Annotated in this window: 22 protein-coding genes and 1 pseudogene; 8 read left to right on the forward strand and 15 right to left on the reverse strand. The window is 55.5% G+C overall.

What is annotated here, in order from left to right:
* Nucleotides 1-221: 221 nt before the first annotated feature.
* On the reverse strand, nucleotides 222-1,610 hold the full coding sequence (locus tag BA6348_RS21535) for a TraB/GumN family protein (protein WP_122952598.1): 1,389 nt from the start codon (nucleotides 1,608-1,610) through the stop codon (nucleotides 222-224).
* Between the two features lie 216 nt (nucleotides 1,611-1,826).
* Between BA6348_RS21535 and BA6348_RS21540 the strand changes: the two genes are divergently transcribed.
* From BA6348_RS21540 to BA6348_RS21550, 3 genes are all read left to right on the forward strand, one after another.
* Nucleotides 1,827-2,357, forward strand: a complete 531-nt coding sequence (locus tag BA6348_RS21540; RefSeq protein WP_122952599.1) for a hypothetical protein — start codon at nucleotides 1,827-1,829, stop codon at nucleotides 2,355-2,357.
* Between the two features lie 219 nt (nucleotides 2,358-2,576).
* Entirely contained in the window at nucleotides 2,577-3,425 is an 849-nt protein-coding gene (locus BA6348_RS21545; protein ID WP_025843951.1) for a LysR family transcriptional regulator, read from the forward strand.
* 145 nt (nucleotides 3,426-3,570) lie between these two features.
* Entirely contained in the window at nucleotides 3,571-4,188 is a 618-nt protein-coding gene (locus BA6348_RS21550; RefSeq protein WP_122952600.1) for a cysteine hydrolase family protein, read from the forward strand.
* Here BA6348_RS21550 and BA6348_RS21555 read toward each other — a convergent pair.
* The 9 genes from BA6348_RS21555 to BA6348_RS21595 all read right to left on the reverse strand — a co-directional run bounded on the left by BA6348_RS21555 (nucleotide 4,127) and on the right by BA6348_RS21595 (nucleotide 13,015).
* Nucleotides 4,127-5,167 (reverse strand): FecCD family ABC transporter permease, encoded by a 1,041-nt coding sequence (locus tag BA6348_RS21555; RefSeq protein WP_122952601.1) that lies wholly within the window; start codon nucleotides 5,165-5,167, stop codon nucleotides 4,127-4,129. The two genes, BA6348_RS21550 and BA6348_RS21555, sit on opposite strands and share 62 nt — an antisense overlap.
* Nucleotides 5,164-6,189, reverse strand: coding sequence for a FecCD family ABC transporter permease (locus tag BA6348_RS21560; protein WP_122952602.1), 1,026 nt, complete (start codon nucleotides 6,187-6,189; stop codon nucleotides 5,164-5,166). The genes BA6348_RS21555 and BA6348_RS21560 overlap by 4 nt, the downstream gene beginning before the upstream one ends.
* An 86-nt stretch (nucleotides 6,190-6,275) precedes the next feature.
* Nucleotides 6,276-7,292 (reverse strand): ABC transporter substrate-binding protein, encoded by a 1,017-nt coding sequence (locus BA6348_RS21565; protein ID WP_005829690.1) that lies wholly within the window; start codon nucleotides 7,290-7,292, stop codon nucleotides 6,276-6,278.
* A gap of 50 nt (nucleotides 7,293-7,342) precedes the next feature.
* Nucleotides 7,343-8,593 carry an MFS transporter gene (locus BA6348_RS21570; RefSeq protein ID WP_026557700.1) on the reverse strand — a complete coding sequence of 417 codons (1,251 nt, stop codon included), beginning with the start codon at nucleotides 8,591-8,593 and terminating at the stop codon, nucleotides 7,343-7,345.
* Nucleotides 8,590-9,369 carry an IucA/IucC family C-terminal-domain containing protein gene (locus BA6348_RS21575; protein ID WP_122952603.1) on the reverse strand — a complete coding sequence of 260 codons (780 nt, stop codon included), beginning with the start codon at nucleotides 9,367-9,369 and terminating at the stop codon, nucleotides 8,590-8,592. The genes BA6348_RS21570 and BA6348_RS21575 overlap by 4 nt, the downstream gene beginning before the upstream one ends.
* Nucleotides 9,370-9,404: 35 nt before the next feature.
* The gene (locus tag BA6348_RS21580) at nucleotides 9,405-11,267 is read right to left on the reverse strand and encodes a helix-turn-helix domain-containing protein (RefSeq protein WP_122952604.1); all 1,863 of its coding nucleotides are present in this window, start codon (nucleotides 11,265-11,267) and stop codon (nucleotides 9,405-9,407) included.
* Between the two features lie 258 nt (nucleotides 11,268-11,525).
* A complete protein-coding gene (locus BA6348_RS21585) occupies nucleotides 11,526-11,768 on the reverse strand; it encodes a DUF2798 domain-containing protein (protein WP_206699328.1) in 243 nt (80 codons plus the stop codon).
* A gap of 177 nt (nucleotides 11,769-11,945) precedes the next feature.
* Complete coding sequence (locus BA6348_RS21590) at nucleotides 11,946-12,383, reverse strand: SRPBCC family protein (protein WP_005829702.1); 438 nt, start codon at nucleotides 12,381-12,383, stop codon at nucleotides 11,946-11,948.
* 323 nt (nucleotides 12,384-12,706) lie between these two features.
* Nucleotides 12,707-13,015, reverse strand: a complete 309-nt coding sequence (locus BA6348_RS21595; protein WP_026557697.1) for a DUF3139 domain-containing protein — start codon at nucleotides 13,013-13,015, stop codon at nucleotides 12,707-12,709.
* A 113-nt stretch (nucleotides 13,016-13,128) separates the two neighbouring features.
* Here BA6348_RS21595 and BA6348_RS21600 point away from each other — a divergent pair, with 113 nt between their 5' ends.
* Both BA6348_RS21600 and BA6348_RS21605 read left to right on the forward strand, forming a co-directional pair.
* Nucleotides 13,129-13,611 (forward strand): C40 family peptidase, encoded by a 483-nt coding sequence (locus BA6348_RS21600; RefSeq protein WP_007778682.1) that lies wholly within the window; start codon nucleotides 13,129-13,131, stop codon nucleotides 13,609-13,611.
* Between the two features lie 189 nt (nucleotides 13,612-13,800).
* Complete coding sequence (locus BA6348_RS21605) at nucleotides 13,801-14,139, forward strand: hypothetical protein (protein WP_005837207.1); 339 nt, start codon at nucleotides 13,801-13,803, stop codon at nucleotides 14,137-14,139.
* Between the two features lie 150 nt (nucleotides 14,140-14,289).
* Here the strand turns inward: BA6348_RS21605 and BA6348_RS21610 are convergent.
* The 5 genes and pseudogenes from BA6348_RS21610 to BA6348_RS21625 all read right to left on the reverse strand — a co-directional run.
* A pseudogene (locus BA6348_RS21610) lies at nucleotides 14,290-14,570 on the reverse strand (zinc ribbon domain-containing protein); the annotation flags it as partial.
* On the reverse strand, nucleotides 14,545-14,754 hold the full coding sequence (locus tag BA6348_RS28085; RefSeq protein ID WP_129552231.1) for a hypothetical protein: 210 nt from the start codon (nucleotides 14,752-14,754) through the stop codon (nucleotides 14,545-14,547). The gene BA6348_RS28085 and the pseudogene BA6348_RS21610, both read right to left, overlap by 26 nt.
* Complete coding sequence (locus tag BA6348_RS21620; RefSeq protein ID WP_242507398.1) at nucleotides 14,699-15,976, reverse strand: AMP-binding protein; 1,278 nt, start codon at nucleotides 15,974-15,976, stop codon at nucleotides 14,699-14,701. The genes BA6348_RS28085 and BA6348_RS21620 overlap by 56 nt, the downstream gene beginning before the upstream one ends.
* On the reverse strand, nucleotides 15,952-16,245 hold the full coding sequence (locus tag BA6348_RS27485; RefSeq protein ID WP_241764819.1) for an AMP-binding protein: 294 nt from the start codon (nucleotides 16,243-16,245) through the stop codon (nucleotides 15,952-15,954). Before BA6348_RS27485 ends, BA6348_RS21620 begins: the two co-directional genes overlap by 25 nt.
* A 2-nt stretch (nucleotides 16,246-16,247) precedes the next feature.
* Nucleotides 16,248-17,096: an SDR family NAD(P)-dependent oxidoreductase gene (locus BA6348_RS21625; protein WP_122952614.1), complete on the reverse strand. Its 849-nt coding sequence runs from the start codon at nucleotides 17,094-17,096 to the stop codon at nucleotides 16,248-16,250.
* A 72-nt stretch (nucleotides 17,097-17,168) separates the two neighbouring features.
* On the opposite strand from BA6348_RS21625, the gene BA6348_RS21630 reads away from it, so the two are divergent.
* From BA6348_RS21630 to BA6348_RS21640, 3 genes are all read left to right on the forward strand, one after another.
* Complete coding sequence (locus BA6348_RS21630; RefSeq protein WP_165329007.1) at nucleotides 17,169-17,471, forward strand: AraC family ligand binding domain-containing protein; 303 nt, start codon at nucleotides 17,169-17,171, stop codon at nucleotides 17,469-17,471.
* Nucleotides 17,472-17,727: 256 nt separating this feature from the next.
* Nucleotides 17,728-20,847 carry a GNAT family N-acetyltransferase gene (locus BA6348_RS21635; protein WP_122952606.1) on the forward strand — a complete coding sequence of 1,040 codons (3,120 nt, stop codon included), beginning with the start codon at nucleotides 17,728-17,730 and terminating at the stop codon, nucleotides 20,845-20,847.
* Nucleotides 20,844-21,701, forward strand: coding sequence for an amidohydrolase family protein (locus tag BA6348_RS21640; RefSeq protein WP_005828288.1), 858 nt, complete (start codon nucleotides 20,844-20,846; stop codon nucleotides 21,699-21,701). The genes BA6348_RS21635 and BA6348_RS21640 overlap by 4 nt, the downstream gene beginning before the upstream one ends.
* Nucleotides 21,702-21,756: the final 55 nt, after the last annotated feature.

Genomic DNA, 21,756 nt, shown 5'->3' on the forward strand with positions numbered 1-21,756 from the left:
TGAAAAAATTACGATTGCGCTTTGCTGCCTTTTTACGAAGCCTATGTCCCCTGTTGCTATCATCAACTAAGAAAAGGGTAACACAAACCGATTCGCGACATTTCTCATGAATTGCTCTGTTGGCAGCCGGGTTTCTCCAGGCAAAAAGAAACAGCCCGCGCAAATAGACAGATGTCCATTGCGCGGACTGCGGACTGCAGAAGCGGCTTGCTTTTCCACCATTATTTCATGCGCTGAATGTCGTAGCCTTTTTGTTTCAACTGGTCGAGAACCATTCCTTTCATCGCGTAATGGGCAGAGCCGATCACGACAAAAGAGGTGTGTTCTCCTTCCTGCTCCAGGAGCTGTACCAGCTTGCTCGCCATGTTGCGGTCCCGTTCCCCGAGCAGGCGCTGGTTCACTTCGCCAGCCCCGAACTGCCCGTAGGTTGTCAAGGTGTTGGTCAGCCCTTCCAGATCGCCTTCCACCCAGTCGCGCTGCATGTCTTGCAAAATTTTTCCCTGGTCGGCCAGTTGCTCGCCAGAGAGGATGCTGTCCAGCATAGTGTTCAATTCTTTTTCCTGCTGCTCGGCAGGCACGCCAGAGAGCAAGTCCGCCTGCAGCTTGATGCCTTCCAACTCGTGGATCGGCTTGTCGGCAAGCAGCGCTTTCGTCAGGAAGTAGCGGTCAATGCCCGTAATCAGGCCAACCTCGCCTTCCGCCGGATCGGAGAAGTAGCCGAATGTCGGCAGCGACAGCGTAACGGCAAACGGCTTCAGCGTATCAAAGGCGTTTTCCGGCAGCCCCAGGCTTGCCAGCACCTTTTGCAGCTTGCTGTACGTCTCGGCGGATACGTGGTCCTTTAATGTCGTACCGTCGCTGTACATCATTTTTTCGGTCATGTAGTCCATGTCGCCGCCGACGATGTCTGCCTCGACCCACAGGTCGTCAGAAGCTTCGAAGGCGTCGCGGATGCTTTTTTTCATCGGGTACATGTCCGTAATCCCGAGGTGGACGGAGCCGAGCAAGTACAGCGTGTTTTTGCCGTTCGTCACCTTCCACATCAGACCTGCGGCACCGCTGCCCGCTGTATCGTAGGCGAACTCGACGACCCGGCTTGCGAGCACCACTGCCTGTTCAACCGTCGCAGGCTGCTGCAGGGCCAGACCCGCATTACCCGTTCCTTTCACCAGCCCTTTTTTCTGCAAGTACGCCAAAGAGTCTTGCCCCGTCATTTCGAATGCGGCCGGCAGCTCGTAATTCGCCAAAAGCTTGTACAGAGAGGTCATGACCGTTTCGCGCGTGATGACTTTCTCTTGAGGAACCGACACAGCCGCTGCTTTTTTCTGCAAGCCAAGCGCATCGAGCTTTTTCTCCGTAGCCTTCATCAGTTCGGCAAACCGATCAGCAGAGATCGGCTGCAGAAATGCTTCGTCCTGGTACCATTGCAACGGGAAAATTCCGTATTTCTCGCCTTCGTTCAAGGTCGTCACAGCCCATGGGCTGACGCTGGGAACTGACGCTGGCGTCTTAGCATGAACCGGGTAGACTTGCCCCAATAAAATGGACAGGCTGAATACCCCTGCTCCCGCCCACCGGAAAAACTTGCTCCATCGCTTGTTTTTGTTCATAAAAAGAACTCCTCTCATGCTGTCAAGCAGACTCGCTCGTTATTTTCTATCAATGGTAGATTATACCACAGCAAAAAAATGCAAGTAACCCAAATGCTAGATTTGATTGGCTCATTTTGCGTTCATCCGCTCGACTCGTCCGGCTTTTTGCCGCTTTCCTCCCGGCGCTTATCTGTTATAGTAAAAAAATAACAACATCATTTAAGGAGGGATACGATGGAGTACGTCCGTGACTACGCCATGTACGCCGCAGTCTTTGGGCTGTTCAGCTTCTCCTGGTTCGGCTGGGCGCAGGAAAAGCCCCGACCGGGCTGGCGCAACTATCTCGGCATGGCTGCAGGCGCCGCGCTGCTCGTCTGCCTCGTGGGCGTCTACCTGAGTGTAACCAATTGGCATGCCCCCTCCGCGCTGTCTGACCGGACTGCTTTTCAACGTTACTTGCTCCTCGTGTCTGTCGAATTTGCCCTTGCTCTGGCGGGAGCGCTTGTGCTCTTGAAAAAGCGGCGCAAGGACGAGATTGCCCCGTGGATTGCCTTGATCGTCGGCCTCCATTTTTTCGGGCTGAAAAATGTGTTTGCGGATGCGGGTTTATCCGTTTTGGCCGTGCTGCTGATTGTCGTCGCCCTTGTTTCCCGTCCGATCGCGCGCAAGCTGCAAGTGGCGAGCAGCGCGATTACCGGCATTGGCGTGGGGACGGCATTGTTTGCCTTTGCCATTTTGGGGCTGATCCGGTTTATGTCGGTGTAGCCGGTAGCTGGCCTTGAACAGCCCTATTTTTCCGAATCGTCTGACCACACTTTAAAAAGAAAGCCAGCGCGCTCTGGTTTGTCCGTTTTCATGCCCATTCCCCCTCGTTATGACTCGGCAAAATCGTTTTGCCACGAGTATGCTAAGCAAAAGGCATCTCGAATCATGTCAGCTTTCGATAGAGCCATCACTTTTTTTCGATAAAAGGAGCCAAAACACATGGATATAGATACCATCCGGGCTTTTGTCACGGTCGCCGAGCTGAAGAGTCTGTCTGCCGCCGCCTTTCGCATGAACCATCTGCAATCCAACATGACAGCGAAAATCAAAAAGATCGAAACGCATTACGAAAAGCAGTTGTTCATCCGCAGCTCCAAAGGAATGGAGCTGACCCATGAGGGAGAGAGGCTGTATGCGCACTATAAAAAGTTGCTGACCCTCTGGGAAGAAGCCGAACAGGAGATGCAGCAGCAAGACCCCAAGCTGCGGCTTGGCACGATGCAATCGGTCATCGGCTCGGAGCTGACGGCGGCGTTCACGGACCTGTACGATAAATATCCGCGGCTGTCCGTCACCTTGAAGACCGGCACCACCGAGGAAATGGAAAAAGCGCTGATGTCTGGCAGCATCGACCTCGCCTATACGATCGGCACATCCAGCAAGACGGAGCAGCTCCACTTCAAAAAAATCGGGACAGAAGAGCTTGTATTGATCGGCAAAAAAGCAAAGTCGGGCGTTTCGCTCCAGCATTTTCTGCAAGGCGAAACAATGCTCGTTTCCTCCAAGGAATGTCTGTGTACGGCGATTTTGCTGCAGCTTTACTCCGACCTTGGTTTGCCAGCAGCCCCCTTGACGGAAGTAGCCGTGCTGGAGACACTGTTTCAGTTTGCCGCTTTGGGCATGGGGATCGCCCTTTTATCCAAACGGATCGTCAGGCAGTTTGGGCTGACAGACTTTGTGGAGCTGCCCACAGAGCATCGGTATGTGGATAAATATTTGGTCACGCGGCAAGGCTATCAGCTCTCGCCGCTGGAAAGGCAATTTATCGAAGCGAGTCATTTCCTGTAGCCGTGCGCTTTCCGGGCACGGCTCTTTTTTTATCTGTTTCTGGCCTGGACAAGCGGTACAATAGAGGGAAACTACTTCACTTGCTGGAGGGGAAAAGCCTTGAGCTACACAAGTCCGAATTGGCACACGTCCGCACTGGTTACGATTGACACGCAAAACGATTTTACTCTGCCAAAACGCCCCGGCGGAAATTCCGGGCACTGCACAGGTGCTGCCGCATATACACAAGGCGCTGGAGGCTTACCGCGCGAGTCGTTTTCCGATTATTCACGTAATTCACCCATGCAAAGAAGACGGCTCCAACGTCGACCTGTGTCGCCGGGAAGCGATTGAAAACGGCGCGAAAATAGCCGCGCCAAATAGCGAAGGCGCAGAGCTGGTCCGCGAGCTTCGTCCTTCTGCCTACACCGCCCTCGACTCCGCTGCGCTGCTTGCCGGACGATTCCAGGCGGTGGGCGAGCAGGAATGGGTCATGTACAAGCCGCGCTGGGGCGCTTTTTATCAGACGGGGCTGGAGCTGTTTCTGCGGGAGCGCGGTATCGACACGCTCGTGTTTGCTGGCTGCAATTTTCCCAACTGTCCGCGAACCTCCATTTTGCGCCAGGTAGCCTGCTTTTCCGTCATTTACTCAACAAAAAACCAGGCGGCCCCGAATGGAGCGCCTGGTTTTTGCCTTTTTCCGCCTGCAATCCCGCTTTTGCCTAGCGATTGCGGCTTCGGTAGAGCAAATAGAGGAAAAAAGGGGCGCCTACGCCCGCTGTAAAGACGCCTGCCGGAACGTCGAGCGGTTGAAAGGCGAGCCGGGCAACCGTATCCGCAGTCAGCAAGAGCAGGCTGCCGATCAGGGCCGCCACGGGAATGGCGCGGCCGTAGGACGGGCCGACAAGCTTTCGGGCGATATGCGGGCCGATCAGCCCGATAAAGCCGACGGCGCCCGCGACTGCAACTGCCGCCCCTGCCAAGGCGACGCTGATAAACAGCAGAATGCAGCGGTGAAGCTGCACGCGCGCGCCAAGCCCTGTCGCCAGCTCGTCCCCCAGCTCCTGGACGTCGAGGATGCGGGCGTACAAAAGCGCCAAAGGAATGAACACGATCGCCCAGGGCAGCATGGCGTACACGTTTTCCCACGACGCGCCGTATATGCTGCCCGTCATCCAGATGTACGCCTTGCTGGCCGCCGTAATCGGACTGAGGACGATCATCAGCATGGTCAACGCGCTGGTGACGGCAGCTACCCCGATTCCGACCAAAATCAGCCTCGTGGACGTCACCCCTTTTTTCCAGGCCAAAAAGTAAATCAACAGCGAAACGAGCGCCGCCCCGCAAAAAGCCGCCAGCGGAAGCCACCGCACACTGACCGCTCCTGCCGTATAGGTGATGAACGCGACAGCGGCAAAAGCAGCTCCCCCTGTCACCCCGATCACATCGGGCGAAGCGAGCGGATTGCGGGCCACGCCTTGCAAAATCGCCCCCGAGACGCTCAGCGCCGCGCCGACGAGCACGGCGAGCAGAACGCGCGGAAGCCGGAGCGTGCCGACGACCAGCATCTGCTCCGGTGTGCCGTAGCCGAACAGCGTGCGCACGACGTCTGACAGCGGGATCAGTTTGCTGCCCAACTGCACGCTGACGACCATCCCGCCGACGGTGCACAGCAGCAATACCGCGAGTAGCAGCATCGTCTTCTGCGGCAGTAGCTGCGCAAAGCGTCCGGCCCAGCTTCGGATCGAAAATAGCCGATTCATTGCGATGCTCCTTTCGCGCGGTACTCTTTACGGGCCGTATAGACAAAGAAAGGCGCACCGACCAGCGCCGTCATTACCCCGAGCGGCATCTCGGCGGGCATAATCAAAAAGCGGGCTGCAATATCTGCACTCACCAGCAGGATGGCGCCCAAAACCGCGCTGTACGGAATGACCCAGCGATAGTCGATGCCGACCAGAAAGCGGGCGATGTGCGGAATCACCAGCCCGACAAAGCCGATCGAGCCTGCGACCGCGACCGAGCTGCCCGCAAGCAGGATCACGGTGAGCGCAATCAGCAGCTTGACGAGGCCCGTTTTTTGTCCCAAGCCTTTGGCAACCTCTTCGCCTGTCGCCAAAATGTTGACAGACCGGGCCAACAATAGTGCCGCTACTCCGGCGAACAGCATGTAGGGCAACACCGGAAGCAAGCTGTCCAGCTCTTTGCCGGACACAGAGCCTGCCAGCCAAAACAGCACATTTTGCAGCCCGGACTCGTCCAGGACGAGCATTCCTTGTGTAAACGAAGCAAACAGCGCGGACATGGCCGAGCCTGCCAGCACGATTTTCAGCGGCGTCATGCCCCCTCGGCCCATCGAGCCGAGGAAGTACACGGTGAAAGCAGCTACGCCCGCTCCCGCAAAAGCGATCCAGACCAGTTGGTTCAGCGAGGAAATCGGCAGGACAGCCAATGCCGCCACCACAAAAAAGACAGCCCCGGAATTGATGCCGAAAATGCTGGGCGACGCCATCGGGTTTCGGGTCAACGCCTGCATGAGAGCGCCTGCCACAGCCAGGTTTGCTCCGATCACCGCAGCAAAAACGGCGCGCGGAAGCCTGGTCGTCATCACGATGACATGCTGCTTGAGCGAGGCGTCATAATCGCGAAACGATTCGATGACGGTCAGAAAGCGAATCGGCGTGCTGCCAAGGGCGATGCTTGCCACAAACAATCCCCCGAGGACAATGGCGCAGCCGATCAAGCCAAGCGCCTTGTAAACAGGCTGATGCAAGTATGAGCGCACAACAATCCTCCCTCGCTTTTTTCGCGAAAGCGATCGACAAGAAAACTGCTGACGCTGCTTGCGGTCAACAGTTTCCTCCCGCGTCCTTATTTCAACTCGTAAAATTCGTACAAGTCTTCGAGCATGCCCAATGCCGCCAACGGGCCGGAGCCGTTGTTCCAGATCGCCGAATCCACCTCGAATACGCGATTGTTTTTCACCGCCCGCAGATTTTTCCAGAGCGGGTGCTCCGTCCACTCTTTGCGCAAATCCAGTCGTCCGTCATCCCGGGTCGTGCTCGTCTGGTCGAAAATGATATCCGCGTCCATTTGCGCAATGTTTTCCTTGGAGGTCAGCTTCACTCCCCACTCTTCGCCTTTCTGGTTCGTCGGCCGCGCTACGCCCAGCTCGTCCAGAACGAGAGCGGAAAAGCCTGTGTACACGATGCGGGCGTGGTCCGGGCGGAAGTCGACAATCCCGACCTGCAGATTGAGCTTGTCGCCCATTTTTTCCTTGAACGCCGCTACCTTTTGCGCCCATTCCTCTAAAAACTTGGCCTCTTCCGCTTTTTTGTTCAGCGCTTCTGCACTCAGGCTCAAGGTGTCTTTCCAAATATGCACCTCTTCGGTCATCACCGTCGGCGCAATCGCGGACAGTTGCTCGTAAATTTTTTCGTGACGGGTCTTGGAGGCAATGATGAGATCCGGGTGGAGAGCTACAATCTCTTCCAGGTTCGGCTGGTTTTCCGAGCCCAGGTTGGTCACGCCGTCCATCTTGTCTCGAATGTAGTTGTACCACGGCTGCTCAATCCACGACTCTACTGCGCCTACCGGCTTGACGCCAAGCAGCAGGGCGGCATCGGTAGCGCCCTGGAACAGCGTCACGACTTTGGTCGGCGTGCCTTTTACTTCTGCTTTCCCCATCGCGTGGGAAACGACCCGGACGTCCTGTTGTCCCGCGTCTTTAGCTGGTTCGGCCGCTGCTTGCGGCTGGCTTTGCGCCGGTTGTGTCTCCGTCGTCCCCGCTGTTGCCGTTCCTTGCCCGCTCGCTCCGCAGCCTGCGAGCACGAAGGCAACGAGAAGCACGGCGCTGAAAATGAACGACCATTTTTTATCGATCAACACTGCTGTTTCCCCCTTTTGTTTTTCCGACGATTTCCTTGTCAATAGAAAGCTCACTGGCGCTTTTCTGCGCTTTCGTGCAGCGGGCCGATATGCGGAAGCACCATGAATTTCATCCATAGCTGGTTTAGGAGCAGCAAAACGGCCGAGCCGACAAAAATCAGCGGCAAGCCGAAACCGCTCGCAATCGCTCCCATGGCAAACGTCCCCGCCATGCCGCCCAAAAAGACGGCACAATTGTGGTAGCTGTACGTCCTGCTCTCCATTCCTTTTGGCGCGTACTGCCGCAGGAGAACGTGCAGAGAGGGCATCATCCCGCCCAGGCATGCTCCCGTGCAAAAGCGCAGGGCGATGAATTGCCATAATTGCTGGACAAAGGCTTGCGGCACCAAAAAAACGATCGAACCGAACACGGCGAGGTTGAAAATCCGGTGGGAGCCGAACTTGTCGCCCCACTTTCCGAGTTGGGGAGCCGCGAGCATATTGGCAAGGCCCATGACCGCCGTCGTCACGCCCGCCATGATAACTACGTTGTCCTGATCGGGAAGCAACTGTTGGACGTACAGCGGGATGAGCGGCAACGTACCGACCATCGCTGCTCTGGCGATTGCGGCAGAGACGAACAGCGCGCCGAGCGGCTTTTTGCCCGCGATGTGCCGCAAATCGGCGAGAAAGTTCGTTTTCTCCACAAGCCGCTGCTCGTTTGCCACACGCTCCTGCACCCAAAAAACGATCATAATGGCGGCAAGCAAAATGCACAGACCTGTGTAGCAAAAGACGGCGCTAAAGCCGAAGCGGACAGCGAGCAGACTGCCCAAAAGCGGGCCGCAGATCGTTCCCCCGACCGCGCTGGCGTGCAGGATGCCGAGCGCATAGCCGCTGCGCTCCTGCGGCGTATTCGTTGCGGTAAAAGCGACAGCAGCCGGGCTGAAACCTGCCATCATCCCGTTTGCCAGCCGCAAAACGAGCAACTGCACAGGACTGGTGACAAATCCCATCAGCGTAATCGTGACCGCGAGACCGAAGCCGGAGCGAACGATCATCAGCTTCCGGCCGTGCCGATCCGCCAGCTTGCCCCACAGCGGCGAAAACAAAAACGCCGTCAGCAGATTGGCGACGTAAATCGCTCCTGCCCACCAGAGAACTTCGCCGGGATCAGACACGCCCATCTCCTGCAAATAGAGCGGCAAAAACGGAGTGACGCAACTGAGCGAGGCCATCGTCAAAAATTGCCCGGCGCACAAAATAAACAGATTCCGTCTCCACTTTTCCACCGTGCTGACACGATCCTCTCTCGCTGTCATCGGCTTTTCGCTCTCGGGCAAGCCGAGCAGAAGCCTTCGCGCGAAGAAACCTTGTAATGATAGCAGCACGTCTTGCGAATCCGGCCCGGTCGCGCTGTCGCTGCTCCAGGCTCGCTGTCGCCAAACTCGCAAAACTGCGCGAACGGATTTTGTTCTTCCCCGAACCATGGGGCAGGCGCGTGCTTGAGCAGGCAGGCAAAGTCAGCCTGGACGCGCTCCCGCAGTTCGCTTCCCGCCTCCGCTTTGATCCGCTTTTCGTACAGCGAAAACAAACGGACCGCCGTGTTTTCCCACAGCACCATGCGCGGAATGTTCGCCACGCGGGAAATCGTGTGCCACAGCGGCGCGATATGTCCGGCGAACAAGCTGCGGATGATCTGCTCCCGCCACTCGCTCCTGTCCCCGGCAGCGAACGCGCGAACGTCCGACGCGCGTACATGGAGCCGCGACAACCATGGCTCGCCCGGCTCCTTTGCCAAAACGAGCTGGCATTGCCCGATGTCCAGCGTGACTGCTTTGTTGTACACCGTCATGGCGTACAAGATGGGGGCAACGGTCAAAAACGCGTACCTTTTGGCAAACAGGGAGGCGGTCACTTTCAGCGAAGGGGCGTGCAAATAGCCGCTCATCCGCGCGAGACAGTCCGCGCACGTCTTTTCATCCAACAACTCTGTGACCGGAATCAACTCTCCCGAGCGCACGGGTACGCCATGGGTCAGGCGAAAATGCTCCGCCAAATACGCCGATTCGTCCGCTTCTAGCCAGTTTTTGTTCATCAAATGCTCTCCCTTTGCGGGCAGAGATGAGGCGGTCAGGACAACAGCGCGTCTGCAATTTCATCCACTACCCGGTTAATCGCGACAGGCCCGTAAAAGCCGATCCACATCGTCGTGTCGAACGTGCGCACATGGTTGGCTTTGACCACGCTCAGGTTTCTCCAGAGGGCGGACTCCTGGTAGGCGCTGGTCAGCGCGGCGTTCGTCGCGTCCTGCAACACAAAGAGGTGGTCGGCATTCAGTTCGGTCATGGCGTCCAACTGGATGTACGAGCTGGTCCGCTTGCTGTCCATCGCCATCGGCGGCGGCGCGATGCCGAGATCGCGGTACAAAATACGTGCCGTCCGGTGCGCCGTCGTGTGCAGCCGGATCATGTTGTCGCGCGGCCGGATCAAGGAAACCGTCTTGCCCCCCAGCTTGGCCGCAATCGCATCTTTCAGATGGACGATCTTTTGGTTGTACGCGTCAATCACGTGTTGCGCCTCCTGCTCTTTGCCGAGCATTTTTCCCAGCACAGGAAGCGTCGTCCGCCAGTCGTCGTTTCTGCCGAGCATCACCGTCGGGGCAATCGCGACCAGCTCGTCGTACAAATGCGCATGTGTATCCGTGCAGACAATCAGCTCCGGCGACAGCTCGGCAATCGCGGTCATATCCGGATGATCCTTTGTCCCCAGCCTTTTGATCGCGCTCATTTTCTCGCCCAAATATTCCGGCAATCCGGACGGGCTGGTCGTGGCAAATACGCTGCCTGCTGGCAAGTGGCCGAGTGCGTACATTTGATCGATGTACTGGTAATCGAGCACCGCAATTTTTTCGGGCAGTCGGTCCAGCTCCAGTTCGCCTCGCAGATGCCTGATGTACTTGCTTGTCGTTTTTGCCACTCCCCCCTCAGGGTCTGCCTGTTTTGCACGCTTGCTCCTGTGCGCTGCCAGAGCAGCCGAAGCAGGTGCTGTTTTTTGTTGAGAATGACTCCCATTCTCGTTGTTAATACTATACAAGGGCACGCTTTTGCCGCCAATGAACGATGGCGACAAGCCGGATGGATTTTGACGACAAAGTTCGGGTTGCCCGGCCATTTTTCTGAATTGGCTGGGGGAGATGCCGACGTATTTTTTGAACAGGCGGCTGAAGTAATAGCTGTCTGTAAAACCGACAGCCTCGGCAATGTCCATCAGCGGCACATTCAGTTTCAGCAGCAGGTCCTTGGCCTTTTCCAGCCGGACGCGGAGCAGGTATTCCATCGGCCCCACCGCAAGCGCTGCCTTGAACAGCCGTTGCAACTGCCGCTCCTGGCAGCCTACCTGGCTCGCCAGCGCATGCAGCGTCATTTTCTCGGAGAACTGCTCCTCGATCAAGCGGATTGCCTTGTCCACCAGACTCTGGGCAGTCGGCTCTTCTGCCTGCTCCTGGCGCTGCTGCAGCCATTCGTACACAAACTGATGCAAGAGCGCCTTCGCGTGGAACCTGTCCAGCATGCTCGCCTTCTGCCATTTCTCGTGCATCTGGCGGACTGTGCCAAACAGCGGCAGCGGATAGCGCGGCGTAAAGCTGTGCGCGAGTTGAAAAGGGTCTCGCTTCTGCTGCAGCCGCAACAGCTCCTCGCGGCACGGCAGAGCCAGGGTCGCCTTGTATTGCAGCAAATAGTATTCGAGTGCTTCCTGCACGTAATCAATCGCGAGTACCGTGCCTTTTCCGGCGTGGCAAACATGATAAGGGCCCGCCTGATACTGCGCTTCGTCAAGCAGCACGCGAGCCTTTCCCTGTACGGTACACAAAAATGAGCCTGCCGTAAGCTGGTGCGCGCGCAGGCTGTCGCCTGGCTGGATCACCGCACGGCGGACGTCCACTACTTTGAGAGCTGCGTGATTCCATAACAACAAATCGTCCTGAAATGACAACTCCCTTTCCCTCCTGTTCTGTGCTGTGGCGTCGTGGAATTGGATGTGGGTCTATTATAAAGATAATGATTCTCATCATCAATAAAGAATCGCCCCTAGGGACAGTTGGCGTATGCGCCTGGCGATGCGCATTAGAAAATTTGGCTGCGCCACTGGCTTGGCGCAGCCTTCGTTGTCTTTCTACTGGATAAGAATCTTATCCATTCTTGTCTGTATAAAAAAACACAGCCTTTGCGATAGCTGTGCGGTGACCAAGCGTTATTTGCTCTCGACAAACGTAATTTTTTTCATCAGCCGCCGGATTGCTTTTGGCCAAAAGTAAGCGGCGGGAAACGCCAGCGAAAAAGCCATCGGCCATGCCTTGAGCCAGCGCTCGAGCAGCATGGAGTTGAAGCCGAAATTCACCAGCATCATGAAGAACGACAAAATACAGGACATGCCCAGCGCCATTAAAAACGTAAAGACAATCGCTTCGTATTTTTTCGGGATTTTCACACGCATCACCTCGCTGATTTTCCTGTTTCTTCCTATTAAAAGGCAACCGTTCTGCGCGACGGTTACCCGATTAATTATGGTAGCTCAAAGCAAAATAGCGAAGCCGTCAACGCTGCAAGTGTCGACGGGACAAGAAAAAAACCTTTGCTGTATCGCAAAGGTTTTTCAGCAACGCTGCTCTTGTTATTCCCTCATCCGGCTGGCGACGGCTTCCGCCAAATCTGTCGTCAATTGCGGGACGTGTGACTTCAGGATCGAGTTCACCATGGGGGCCTTCAAGCCTTTTGCCGTAATGTCGAGAAACCCGGTCATTTTCGTGCGCTCCTCCCCCAACGCCTCTGCCCGAAAGTAGCCTTCTCCCGTAAAATTCTCGTTGATTCCGGTCAGTGTAAACTTCACTTCCGTCGGCTCGTTCCACTCGGTAATGTCCACCTGCAGGCTGATTTGCTTTTTCATAATCCCGATGTCGCCGGTAAACGTCCAGGTCACGCGCCGCTCATGGATCACTTCGTGGCTGATGTAGCCTGGCACGAGCGGAACCCAGTTCTCCAGCACGCTGACAAATTCCCAGATCGTCCCGATCGGCAGCGGCAGCTCGATATCGTGGATGCCTTGAGGCATGGTTGCTCATTCCTTTCCCCTGGTTGTTTCGGATGTCTCGTAATATGTATGGCTTTAGGGGGCAGGATATTTCGGGAAAATGTGTCGTTGTCTTTACACAAGCTGCTTCCGGTCGGGCTTGCCCAGGCCGGTGTAGGCGATGCTGTCAACGAACACAATCTCTTTTGGCAACTGATACCTGGCGACTCGCGGGCGCAGCCAGCCAGCCCAGCAAAGCTTCCTCGGTCAGCCCGGCATGGCTCGCAGGATGCACGAAATGCCCCGGGAAAGAACTTCCTTGATGGGTTTCGAGTATTCTGGGTTTCGGCGAAGCCTCTGGGGACTCATTTATGTTTGTAGTTGTATCCTTTAGGTTTAAGCGTTACATGTACAGGTACTATTTTTCCGTCTATTTCAGTATAAAAGTATCTTACATCGGGTTCATCAGCAAAAATAACTTCTACACCAAAGAACGGAAGCTTCCCAAAACGGCCATCTAGACTAACTATTGTTTTCTCATCAATATTTTTCTCGGTAATGAGATATTGGCGTACCTGATTTTCTAAGCTTAACAAAGTTCCTTGAACATATATAACTGGAACAGCGATAAGGATTAAAACTAGGAAAGCTATTATCATCATTTTTTTATTCATTTTTGTTTCCCCCCAAAAAAGTGGTTGTAAAATGATGCTTTTTTTTCCTTGAATAGTGAAAGCGATAATGGGCGCCTTATTATCGTTAATCAACTATATAGGAGGAATTTTATATGGCAACTGACAGACCACAATATCCTGGCACTAACACGGATATGAAGCCAGGAGACGTATTGTACTCGAAAAAAAGCTTTTCGACTTTTTTTGTTGGGCACGTGGCAATTGTAGGACCGGACTACGATATCATTCACGTTCATCCGGACGGACCTGGATTAGTTGACGATATTGATGGCTATGTTTCTCTATTTAAGCCCGGCGATAAGATCCAGGTTCTCCGTCCCAGGAGTGGAGCTTCCAAAGCTGCTAAATGGGCAATCAACCATATTGATGACGTAAAGAAATACTATTTTAATATGGACTTGGATAATATCGAGCTTAGTTATTGTTCTAAGTTCATCTGGCACGCATTTTACTATGGTTCTAATCTCGACATTACTGGCAGAGGTCTTACTGATCGCAGTAGAGCAACCCATATTTATCCAAGCGATGTTCGAGATTCAGAGGACTTTGCATCAGTAGGAACTATCAAACGTTAAGAAGAAGGTCAAATAAAACCTCGCATTAGCGGGGTTTTATTCCTTGCACAGATTTCCCAACTCTGTAATTTATACCCCAAACGAAGAGAAAAATCCTCTTTTTACCATCTAACAAAAAATGTATTGATTTGTTAAAATAAGTTGCTTTTTACCTTGTTCATTTACCTATAAGATGGGATGGTGAGAAGCATGAATGATGAACTACTAAAAGAAGAGTGTAGGAGAGTTATAAAAAGGATTGCTTGGCGGTTACAGTATCAAGCAAAGAAGATTTCCGCCCGAGAGCTTCCGATCATAGAAAATATATGTGGGCAGAATCAAATATTTTCTGTAGATTCTAAGTTGTATGTAGAAGAAATGTTGAATTCCCTTCCATCTAAAGCAAGATTCATTATCGAGCAAGTAGTTATCAATGGGGTTCCAGAAGAAATAGTAGCAAAGCATTTAGGTATATCCCAACAAGGCGTAAATAAATACAAACGGAAATATTTAGGGTTGCTTCGGAAAAAAATAGAATCTGACTCTTGAGACTCCCACGGCTAAAGACGCAAGCCTTCCACTTTACGGTGTACGGGTGGGATTCTTGAATGACTAAGCGTTCGCAGTCCATTTCTGTTTTGAACAGCCTTCAAGATGAGGACATCTCATTGCCCCTCCTAAGACAGTGCATATAGCATCTTAGGCTGATTGACTGTTACCATCAATCACAGGTGCATATCGAATGTTCATAGCACCGACTAAATCACGATGTTTTTCGAATCCACATTTGCATTTATACTTACGGTCTTGTGCCTTATTCTTCTCAGAGCATTTAGGGCATGTCTGACTTGTGTATGCAGGATTCACATGCTCAACTCTAATACCAACTAAGCTTTATATTCAATGAACTGAGACAGGCGATAAAATGACCAAGTATGCAGATTCTTTTCGTTTTTACGGCTTGTTCTTGCCGTCTTTTGATAGGGGTGAATGGCCGGAAGCGGCGAAAATCGCTTTCACCAGCGCCATGTGGTTTTGGCATAGAAAGCCGACCTTTTTGCCGCGGGCAAGCCCGTATTTCTCTCTGCATGCGGATGTGTCGTTGTCTTTATAAAAGCTGCTTCCGGTCGGGCTTGCCCAGGTCGGTGTAGGCGATGCTGTCAACGAACACAATCTCTTTTGGCAACTGATACCTGGCGACTCGCGGGCGCAGCCAGTCCAGCACAGCTTCCTCGGTCAGCCCGGCATAGCTCGCAGGCTGCACGAACGCTTTCAGCCTTTGCCCAAACGCTTCGTCGGGAATGCCCACCACAGCCGCGTCCTCTACGCCCGGATGCTCGGCCAAAATGCGCTCCAGCTCGATCGGATACACATTTTCTCCGCCGGATACGACCATGTCGTCTGTCCTTCCGCATAAAAAATAATACCCGCGCTCATCCCGATAGCCCAGATCCCCTGTCTCGACCCATCCGGTCCGGGTGGAAAAAAGCGCTCTCCGCCTTCGCACGCAAAGCTGCCCGATCTCGCCTGCCGCGAGCTTTTGCCTGTCCCTTCCCCGTACGTGCAAGCCGACACCGCCAATTTTTTTGCCAATCGTGTGCGGTGCAGCCGCCAGGTCTTGCGGAGTTGCGACGGCACAAAGGCCCGCTTCGGAAGTGCCGTACAGGTTGAACAAGACCGCTCCCAATTGGCCGGACACTTCGGCGGCAAGTGCGGGCGTTAGCGGCGCGCCGCCAGAAGCGATGCAAGCGAGAGACTGCAAGGCGCTCGCGTTGTGCCGCAGCATTTTTCTCAGCATGAGCGGAACGACCGTCACGGCGTCGACCTTGTGCTTTTCGATCAGCGCACAGGCGTTGGCGGCGTCGAAGCCGGGCGTTATCACGACTTTTTTGCCCAGCGCAAGGAACAAGAGCAAGATCGCCAGCCCGTATCCGTGGCAGATGGGCGTAGCCACATAGGCAGTATGGCAGCGCAGCAGCCGAAGCCGCGTCAGCAGCGCCAAAAACGGCGGCAAATAGTGGAACAGCGACGGCTTGTGCGCGACTTTTTTCGGCTGCCCCGTCGTCCCTCCTGTCAACAGCATGATGTGCCCGGCAGATGCCCGCTTTGGCGATTTTGGGGTGGCGGCAGCCGTTTCATGCCACTCGTGCAGCAGCCGATTGATGGCGGGCAACTGGTCGTAGTAGCTGTGCAGCCGCACGGTCCTGTGCGCCGCCTGCTCAATGCGGGCCGTCCCGTTGGCGTCGTGGACGAGCAGGTCGAGCTTCGTCTCGTCCAGCAGTTGCGCGAGCTGCCTTGCGCTCATCTCCGGATTGAGCAAATAAATGTCGCACCCCGTGCCGGAAGCGGCGAAAATCGCTTTCACCAGCGCCATGTGGTTTGGCATAGAAAGCCGACCTTTTTGCCGCGGGCAAGCCCGTATTTCTCCCTGAACGCCCAGGCGAGGCGTTCGGAGTCGCACCACAACTGCCGAAAGCTGACGGCTTCCCGTTCGTCGGCCAGGGCGATCTTTTGGCCGTACGTGCGCTGCGCGACCTGCAACAGCGTCATCAGGTTGGTTCCGTATCGGCAGATGGCGGCGAGCAGCCTGCCGATTCCTGCTGGCGTCAACAGCTTCATTTTGTACAGCGTCGCAAGCAAAAACACGATCCGCACCGTCATCCCCCCTTTTTTCGCAGCCAGCGCGGAGTGAGGCGCTCCAACAGTCCTCTGCCCAACACCGAGGCCAGCTCCCCGAACAAAAGCCACCACGGCCGCCAGCTTTTTCGTCTCGTGCACATGGATTTGGCGATGACCCGGGCGGCGTGCTCCGCGCTCATGGCGGGCATGCTGCGGTAGGCGGCAGTCGGCGCGATCATCGGCGTTTTTACCAGCGGAAAATAAATCGCAGTCGTGGCGATTCCTCGCGCGTTCCACTCCGGTGCCGCCGAGCGAAACCAAGTGTCAAAAGCTGCCTTCGAAGCTTGGTACGCCGCCCAGTACGGCAGCGGAACTAGCGACGTGTTGATCGTCGAGATATGGATGATTTGTCCGTTGCTTCGGGCAAGCTGCGGCAGAAGAGACAGCAGCAGCCTGACCGGGGCGAAGTAATTGATCGCCATCGTCCGCGTAAAATCGTGGTGGCGGTCGAGCGAGTCCATGATCGAACGCCTGATGGACAAGCCCGCGTTGCTGACCACGATATTTATCGTGTCAGCCTGCTCGCACACCCAGGCGAGAAACGACTCCAGTTCAAGCGGCTCGCGCAAATCCGCCCCGAAAACGCTGACTGCAGCCGTTCCGTGCTGCTCGATTTCCCGCTTGAGCTGGCGAAGCTTTTCCTCTCTTCTCGCCACCAGCAGCAACTGCACCTCGCAACGCCCCAACAAATATGCGAGCTGCTCGCCAATCCCGGAGCTTGCCCCTGTAATGAGGATCGTCTTGCCTGCAAGCGAGCGTGCCAGCCTTTTTTCGTCCAGGACGGCTGGCCAAAACAGCAGTTTTTCCAAAAGACTGTACGTATGCATCGGCATGACCCTTTTTTGGCAAGTAGTAGATTTCTCCTTATTTTCCTCGACTCTGCCCCGGGAAACAAGAACATGCAAACCTATGACCTGAACAACCATTTGGAGTCGGCACCTAAGCACATCGGGGCGCTGATGGGATTTGAGCGGACAAAAGTCTTGCAGTTGCAGTTGCGCGCCGGAGCGTTCGTCCCGGAACACGATACGGATGCAGACGTGCTCATTATCGTGCAAAAGGGCACAGCCGTGTTCGACTTTTCCGGCAAACAGGTGGAGCTGACTCCGCAGACGCTTTTGCACATGCTCCCTCTGGAAAAGCATAGCGTGCGCGCTCTGGACGAAGATGTAGAGATGGTAGTCATCCGGATTGAACGCTAGTCATAAAAGCGCCATGCCAGCGGCGGAGCTTGCCGCAACCCGTGTAAGTTCCACCCGCCGCCAAGCCACGCCTGGACGAAGCCGGTCTCGTGTTTCTGCGATACCGGCTTTCCATCGTACATTCCCTCTCGCTTTTTCTCCTTGCCCACTCTCCCCGCCTGCGAAAAAGGCGCGAAAACAAGAAACCGAACCTCTCCCTCAATCGTCTCTCTATTACTATACAAAATCTGACAATGAGATCGAGGTGCAGGCAATCATGGAATCTATCTCTATCGTCCTTTACCGTCCCGAGCTGGCCGCGGCCGTCGCGGACATGTGGAACGCCAGTCGGGACAGTTGGGGAGGCGGAAATTCAATCACGACAGCGGAACAGATCAGACAGGAGGAAGCTCACTCCGATGCGCTCGCTGTCTACCTGGCGATGGACGGCGAAACCGTCGTGGGCTATTGCAGCCTCGCCGAGTACCGCGAAGATACCGGCGCCCTCTACATCCCCCTGCTCAACGTCCGGCCGGAATACCATGGCAAAAAGGTAGGACGCATGCTGCTTGCCCGCGCACTGGACAAGACCGTCGAACTCGGCTGGCCGCGGCTTGATCTCTACACATGGGCGGGCAACACGAAGGCTGTCCCCCTGTATAAAAAGTTCGGTTTTTTCTGGGAAGACCGCGACGATAGCACGCATTTGATGAACATGATGCCCACTGTGCTGCGGACGGAAGCCATCGCGCACTACTTCGAGGAACTCGACTGGTATCGGGACTCTGCCCGGGAGATTGTGGTCGAGCCGGACGGTCGGAAAGAAAACGGCTTCGACTACTTCACCTACTCCTGGACGAAAGGCGAAAAAAGCCTGCGCGTAGAGTTTGAACGGCGCGGGCGCGGCATGCGGCTGATCGAAACGGAAGATTACTTGCTCGCTGCCGAGGTGGAGCAACTGGAGCTGGTCTTCGGTCGCACGTACCAGATTCACTATCGGATCGTCAACAAATCAGGCAAGCCGTTGCAGCTATCTTTGACAGGAGAGTCTGACGAAAACATTCGCTTTGACTATCGCCAAGAACTGGAAGTGACGGGCGAGACGACGCTGTCCGCCAGCTTTTTTGTCGGAGAGATTACAGAGGAGCAAAGCGTCTGGCGCACGCATCCGCGAGTCTGCACACACGTCCTGATTAACGGCAGGCGCGCCTTGTTCCAGGTCGGAATCTTGCCCAAGTTTCCCGCTTCCCTCTCCCTTCACGTCCCCGGCTTGTCCTATCCTGGACAGACCGCACCGTTTTATCTCGATGTGGAAAACAACTTTGCCGAAGAAGCGCAGTTTTCGTTCACGCTTCCGGAAGCGCCGTTTTTACGCTTCCATGAACAGCAATTCACGCTGACGCTGGCAGGCAAGGAGCGCACCTCGCTGCCGCTTGCGGCCGATTTGCTGCAACACGGCTTTTACGAAGCGGACGTTCGTGTACAGGCGCAGCTTGCAGACGGCAGTACAGTCTCGTTTGTGAAAAAGCTCGGGGCTGCCTTCACTGGCCTTGGCGCCATGCTCGCGGGCGAGACGGAACAAACCTGGCAAGTGCACCACGGCCGCCACTCGCTGTTTTTGACCAAGGACGACAACGAGCTGACCATCGTCGGCGCAAATGGCGGCGAACCGAGCTACATCGCCTATCCGAAGCTTGGCAAGCCGTATTCCAGCGAGTTTTCCAAAAAGCGCGCCGAGCAGGTCGAGTTTGTCGCGGAAAAAGGAGCGATCGGGATTCACGCCACGTATCACTCCGGCAGTTACCCCGGACTTGTCCTGGTGGAAAAGACGCTGCTGTTCGGAGACGGCTCCGTCGAACACTTGCTGGAACTGGAAAACCGCTCTGCCGAAAAAATGGCGGCGGAGCTGTGGCTGATCCAAGGCTTTTCCCATACGCTGCACCGCCCCGTTTTGCCGTATCAAGGCCGCTATGTCGAAGTGCCTTCCTCCTACGGCAGCGATTTGGACTACTGGGACGGCAAGCTCGTCAGCGAAAACTGGCTGTTTTCGCGGGAGGAAGCAGTTCCGTGGGGCATGTGCTGGCCGAAGGAGTACCGGATTGACTTCCAGGTCCGGCAGCTCACGCTGGAGACGTGCCTTGGCAGCCTGGAGCCGCACGACAAAAAGAAGTTCGGCCCGATCCACATGACGCACGGTGCGTATGCGGACTGGAAAGACTTCCGCGCCTTTGCGCAAAAAGAAGCTTTGCCATCAGCAAACTTGTCCCTGACGCCACATCTGGAGCTTGTCGCCAACGATCACAACCCGTTTGTCGCAGGAAAAGAAGTGCAGGTACAGGTCAAAGAATACAAACAGCAATATTTGGAGGGCGAGCTGACTGCCTCGCTGCAAAGCGCGCCTGCCGGAAAACAGGCCCACCGCTACACGGAAGAGGCGGAAGCGACAGAATCGCGCTTTTCGCTCGCTGCGCCGACAGGCTCGCCTGACCTCGTGCGCGTAGACGGACGCTTCGCCACCCACGACGCTCGCTTGCAGAGCGCGATCTTCCCCATCGGACAAGGCGAGATTGCCCAGGAGACGACCGAGGAAGCGGGACAACAGGTGTACGTCGCGGACAACGGCTTTATCCGCATCAAAGCCGCCCCGGACTTCGCTCCGGCGCTCTATTCGCTCACCGCCGGAGGGCAGGAGTGGCTGGCCAGCTCCTTCCCCGAGCGCCAGCCGAAGTCGTGGTGGAATCCGTGGACAGGCGGCATCAGCAACCACGTCGAGGAGCTGAGTGCGTTTTCGCTGGTCAAGGAAGAGCGGTCCGCTTGCTTCGCCCAACTGACCGACAACAAGCAAAACGTCTGGCAAGGGATCAAACTGAGCTACCACGTAAAAAAGCAGGAAAAATATCGAGGCCTCACCTGCCATCAATATTTCCTGCTCATGCCTGGCGTCCCGCTGCTCTGCCATACGGTTGAAATCGTGCAAAAGACCGGAACGTACTTCGCAGGCAAAGGCTGGAGGACGGAAATCTTTTTGCAAACGGAAACGGCGGCAGACGCGGTGTGGCTGAAAACGGCAGGAAAACATGGCGAGGAGCTGGACTACAAGCTGGGCCAAGGGGAACTGTTCGCCTACGAAGCGTCAGACTATACGTTTGGCAGCGCCGCGTGCAAGCAAAAGCTGCAGATCATCACAGACCTGGAGGCGGCAGACATGGATGTCTACGCCAACAAAGAAATCGCCCTGACCTCGCTCTCGCGCGAGCTGAACCTGCCGCACGACCGCATAGCCTTTACCGCCCCTGTCTTTTTCCTGTTTGCGGACGAGCCGCTGCCAGCCGATTCGCTGTCGGCCTTGCGCGCCATCCGGTTTGCCAGCGAAACCGAAGGGAGGATTTCACGATGAAAATTATTGATGCCCACATGCATCTGTCCCACATCGAAGAATTCAAGCGCACAGCGGCCGAAAAGTCGTTCGTCGACTACTCCGTCCAGGGCATTTTGCAGGAATACGCGGAAAACGGCGTCGTGCTCGGCATCGGCATGGGCCTGACCGAGACGCAAAAGAACGGCTTTCCCGACCCGGAGGCGGCAACACCAATGGGCCTCGACCTGACAGACGAGCTGCCGCCACAGCTCGTCTACTGCCTCGGGATCAATCCGTACCATCTGGACGAGGCGGCAGTCGCCCGCCTGGAAGCCGAACTGCAAAAGCCGCAGGCCGTCGGCTTGAAAATCTATTTGGGCTACTATCCATTCTACGCTTACGACAGCGTCTACGATCCGGTCTACGCGCTTGCGGCCAAATACGGGGTACCGGTTGTTTTTCATACGGGCGATACGTACTCGGAGCGCGGCCTGCTCAAATACTCCCACCCGCTCACGCTCGACGAAGTAGCCGTGAAGCATCGGGACGTGAACTTCTTGATGGCGCATTTCGGCGATCCTTGGGTGCTGGATGGCGCAGAAGTCGTGTACAAAAACCGCAACATGTTTGCCGACCTCTCCGGCCTGATGGTCGGTGACGCCGCCAACTGCCGCAGACTGGCCGAGTCGCCGCTGTTCTTCGCCCACCTGCGCCACGCGATCACCTACTGCGACCATTACGAAAAGTTCCTGTTCGGCACCGACTGGCCGCTCGCGCCCGTGAAGTCGTACATCCAGTTCGTGCAGGAGCTGATCCCGGCGGAGTATCATGAGGATGTGTTTTATAAGACGGCGTTGAAGGTGTTTCCGAAAATCAGGACGATTGTTGAGTAAACTGGAAGGTTGATAGTTGGAATAACTACAAGCCCCATGCTGTGTCACGTGGCAG

Origin of the sequence: Brevibacillus agri (assembly GCF_004117055.1) — a bacterium.
In the GTDB taxonomy this organism is placed as follows: Bacteria; Bacillota; Bacilli; order Brevibacillales; family Brevibacillaceae; genus Brevibacillus; species Brevibacillus agri.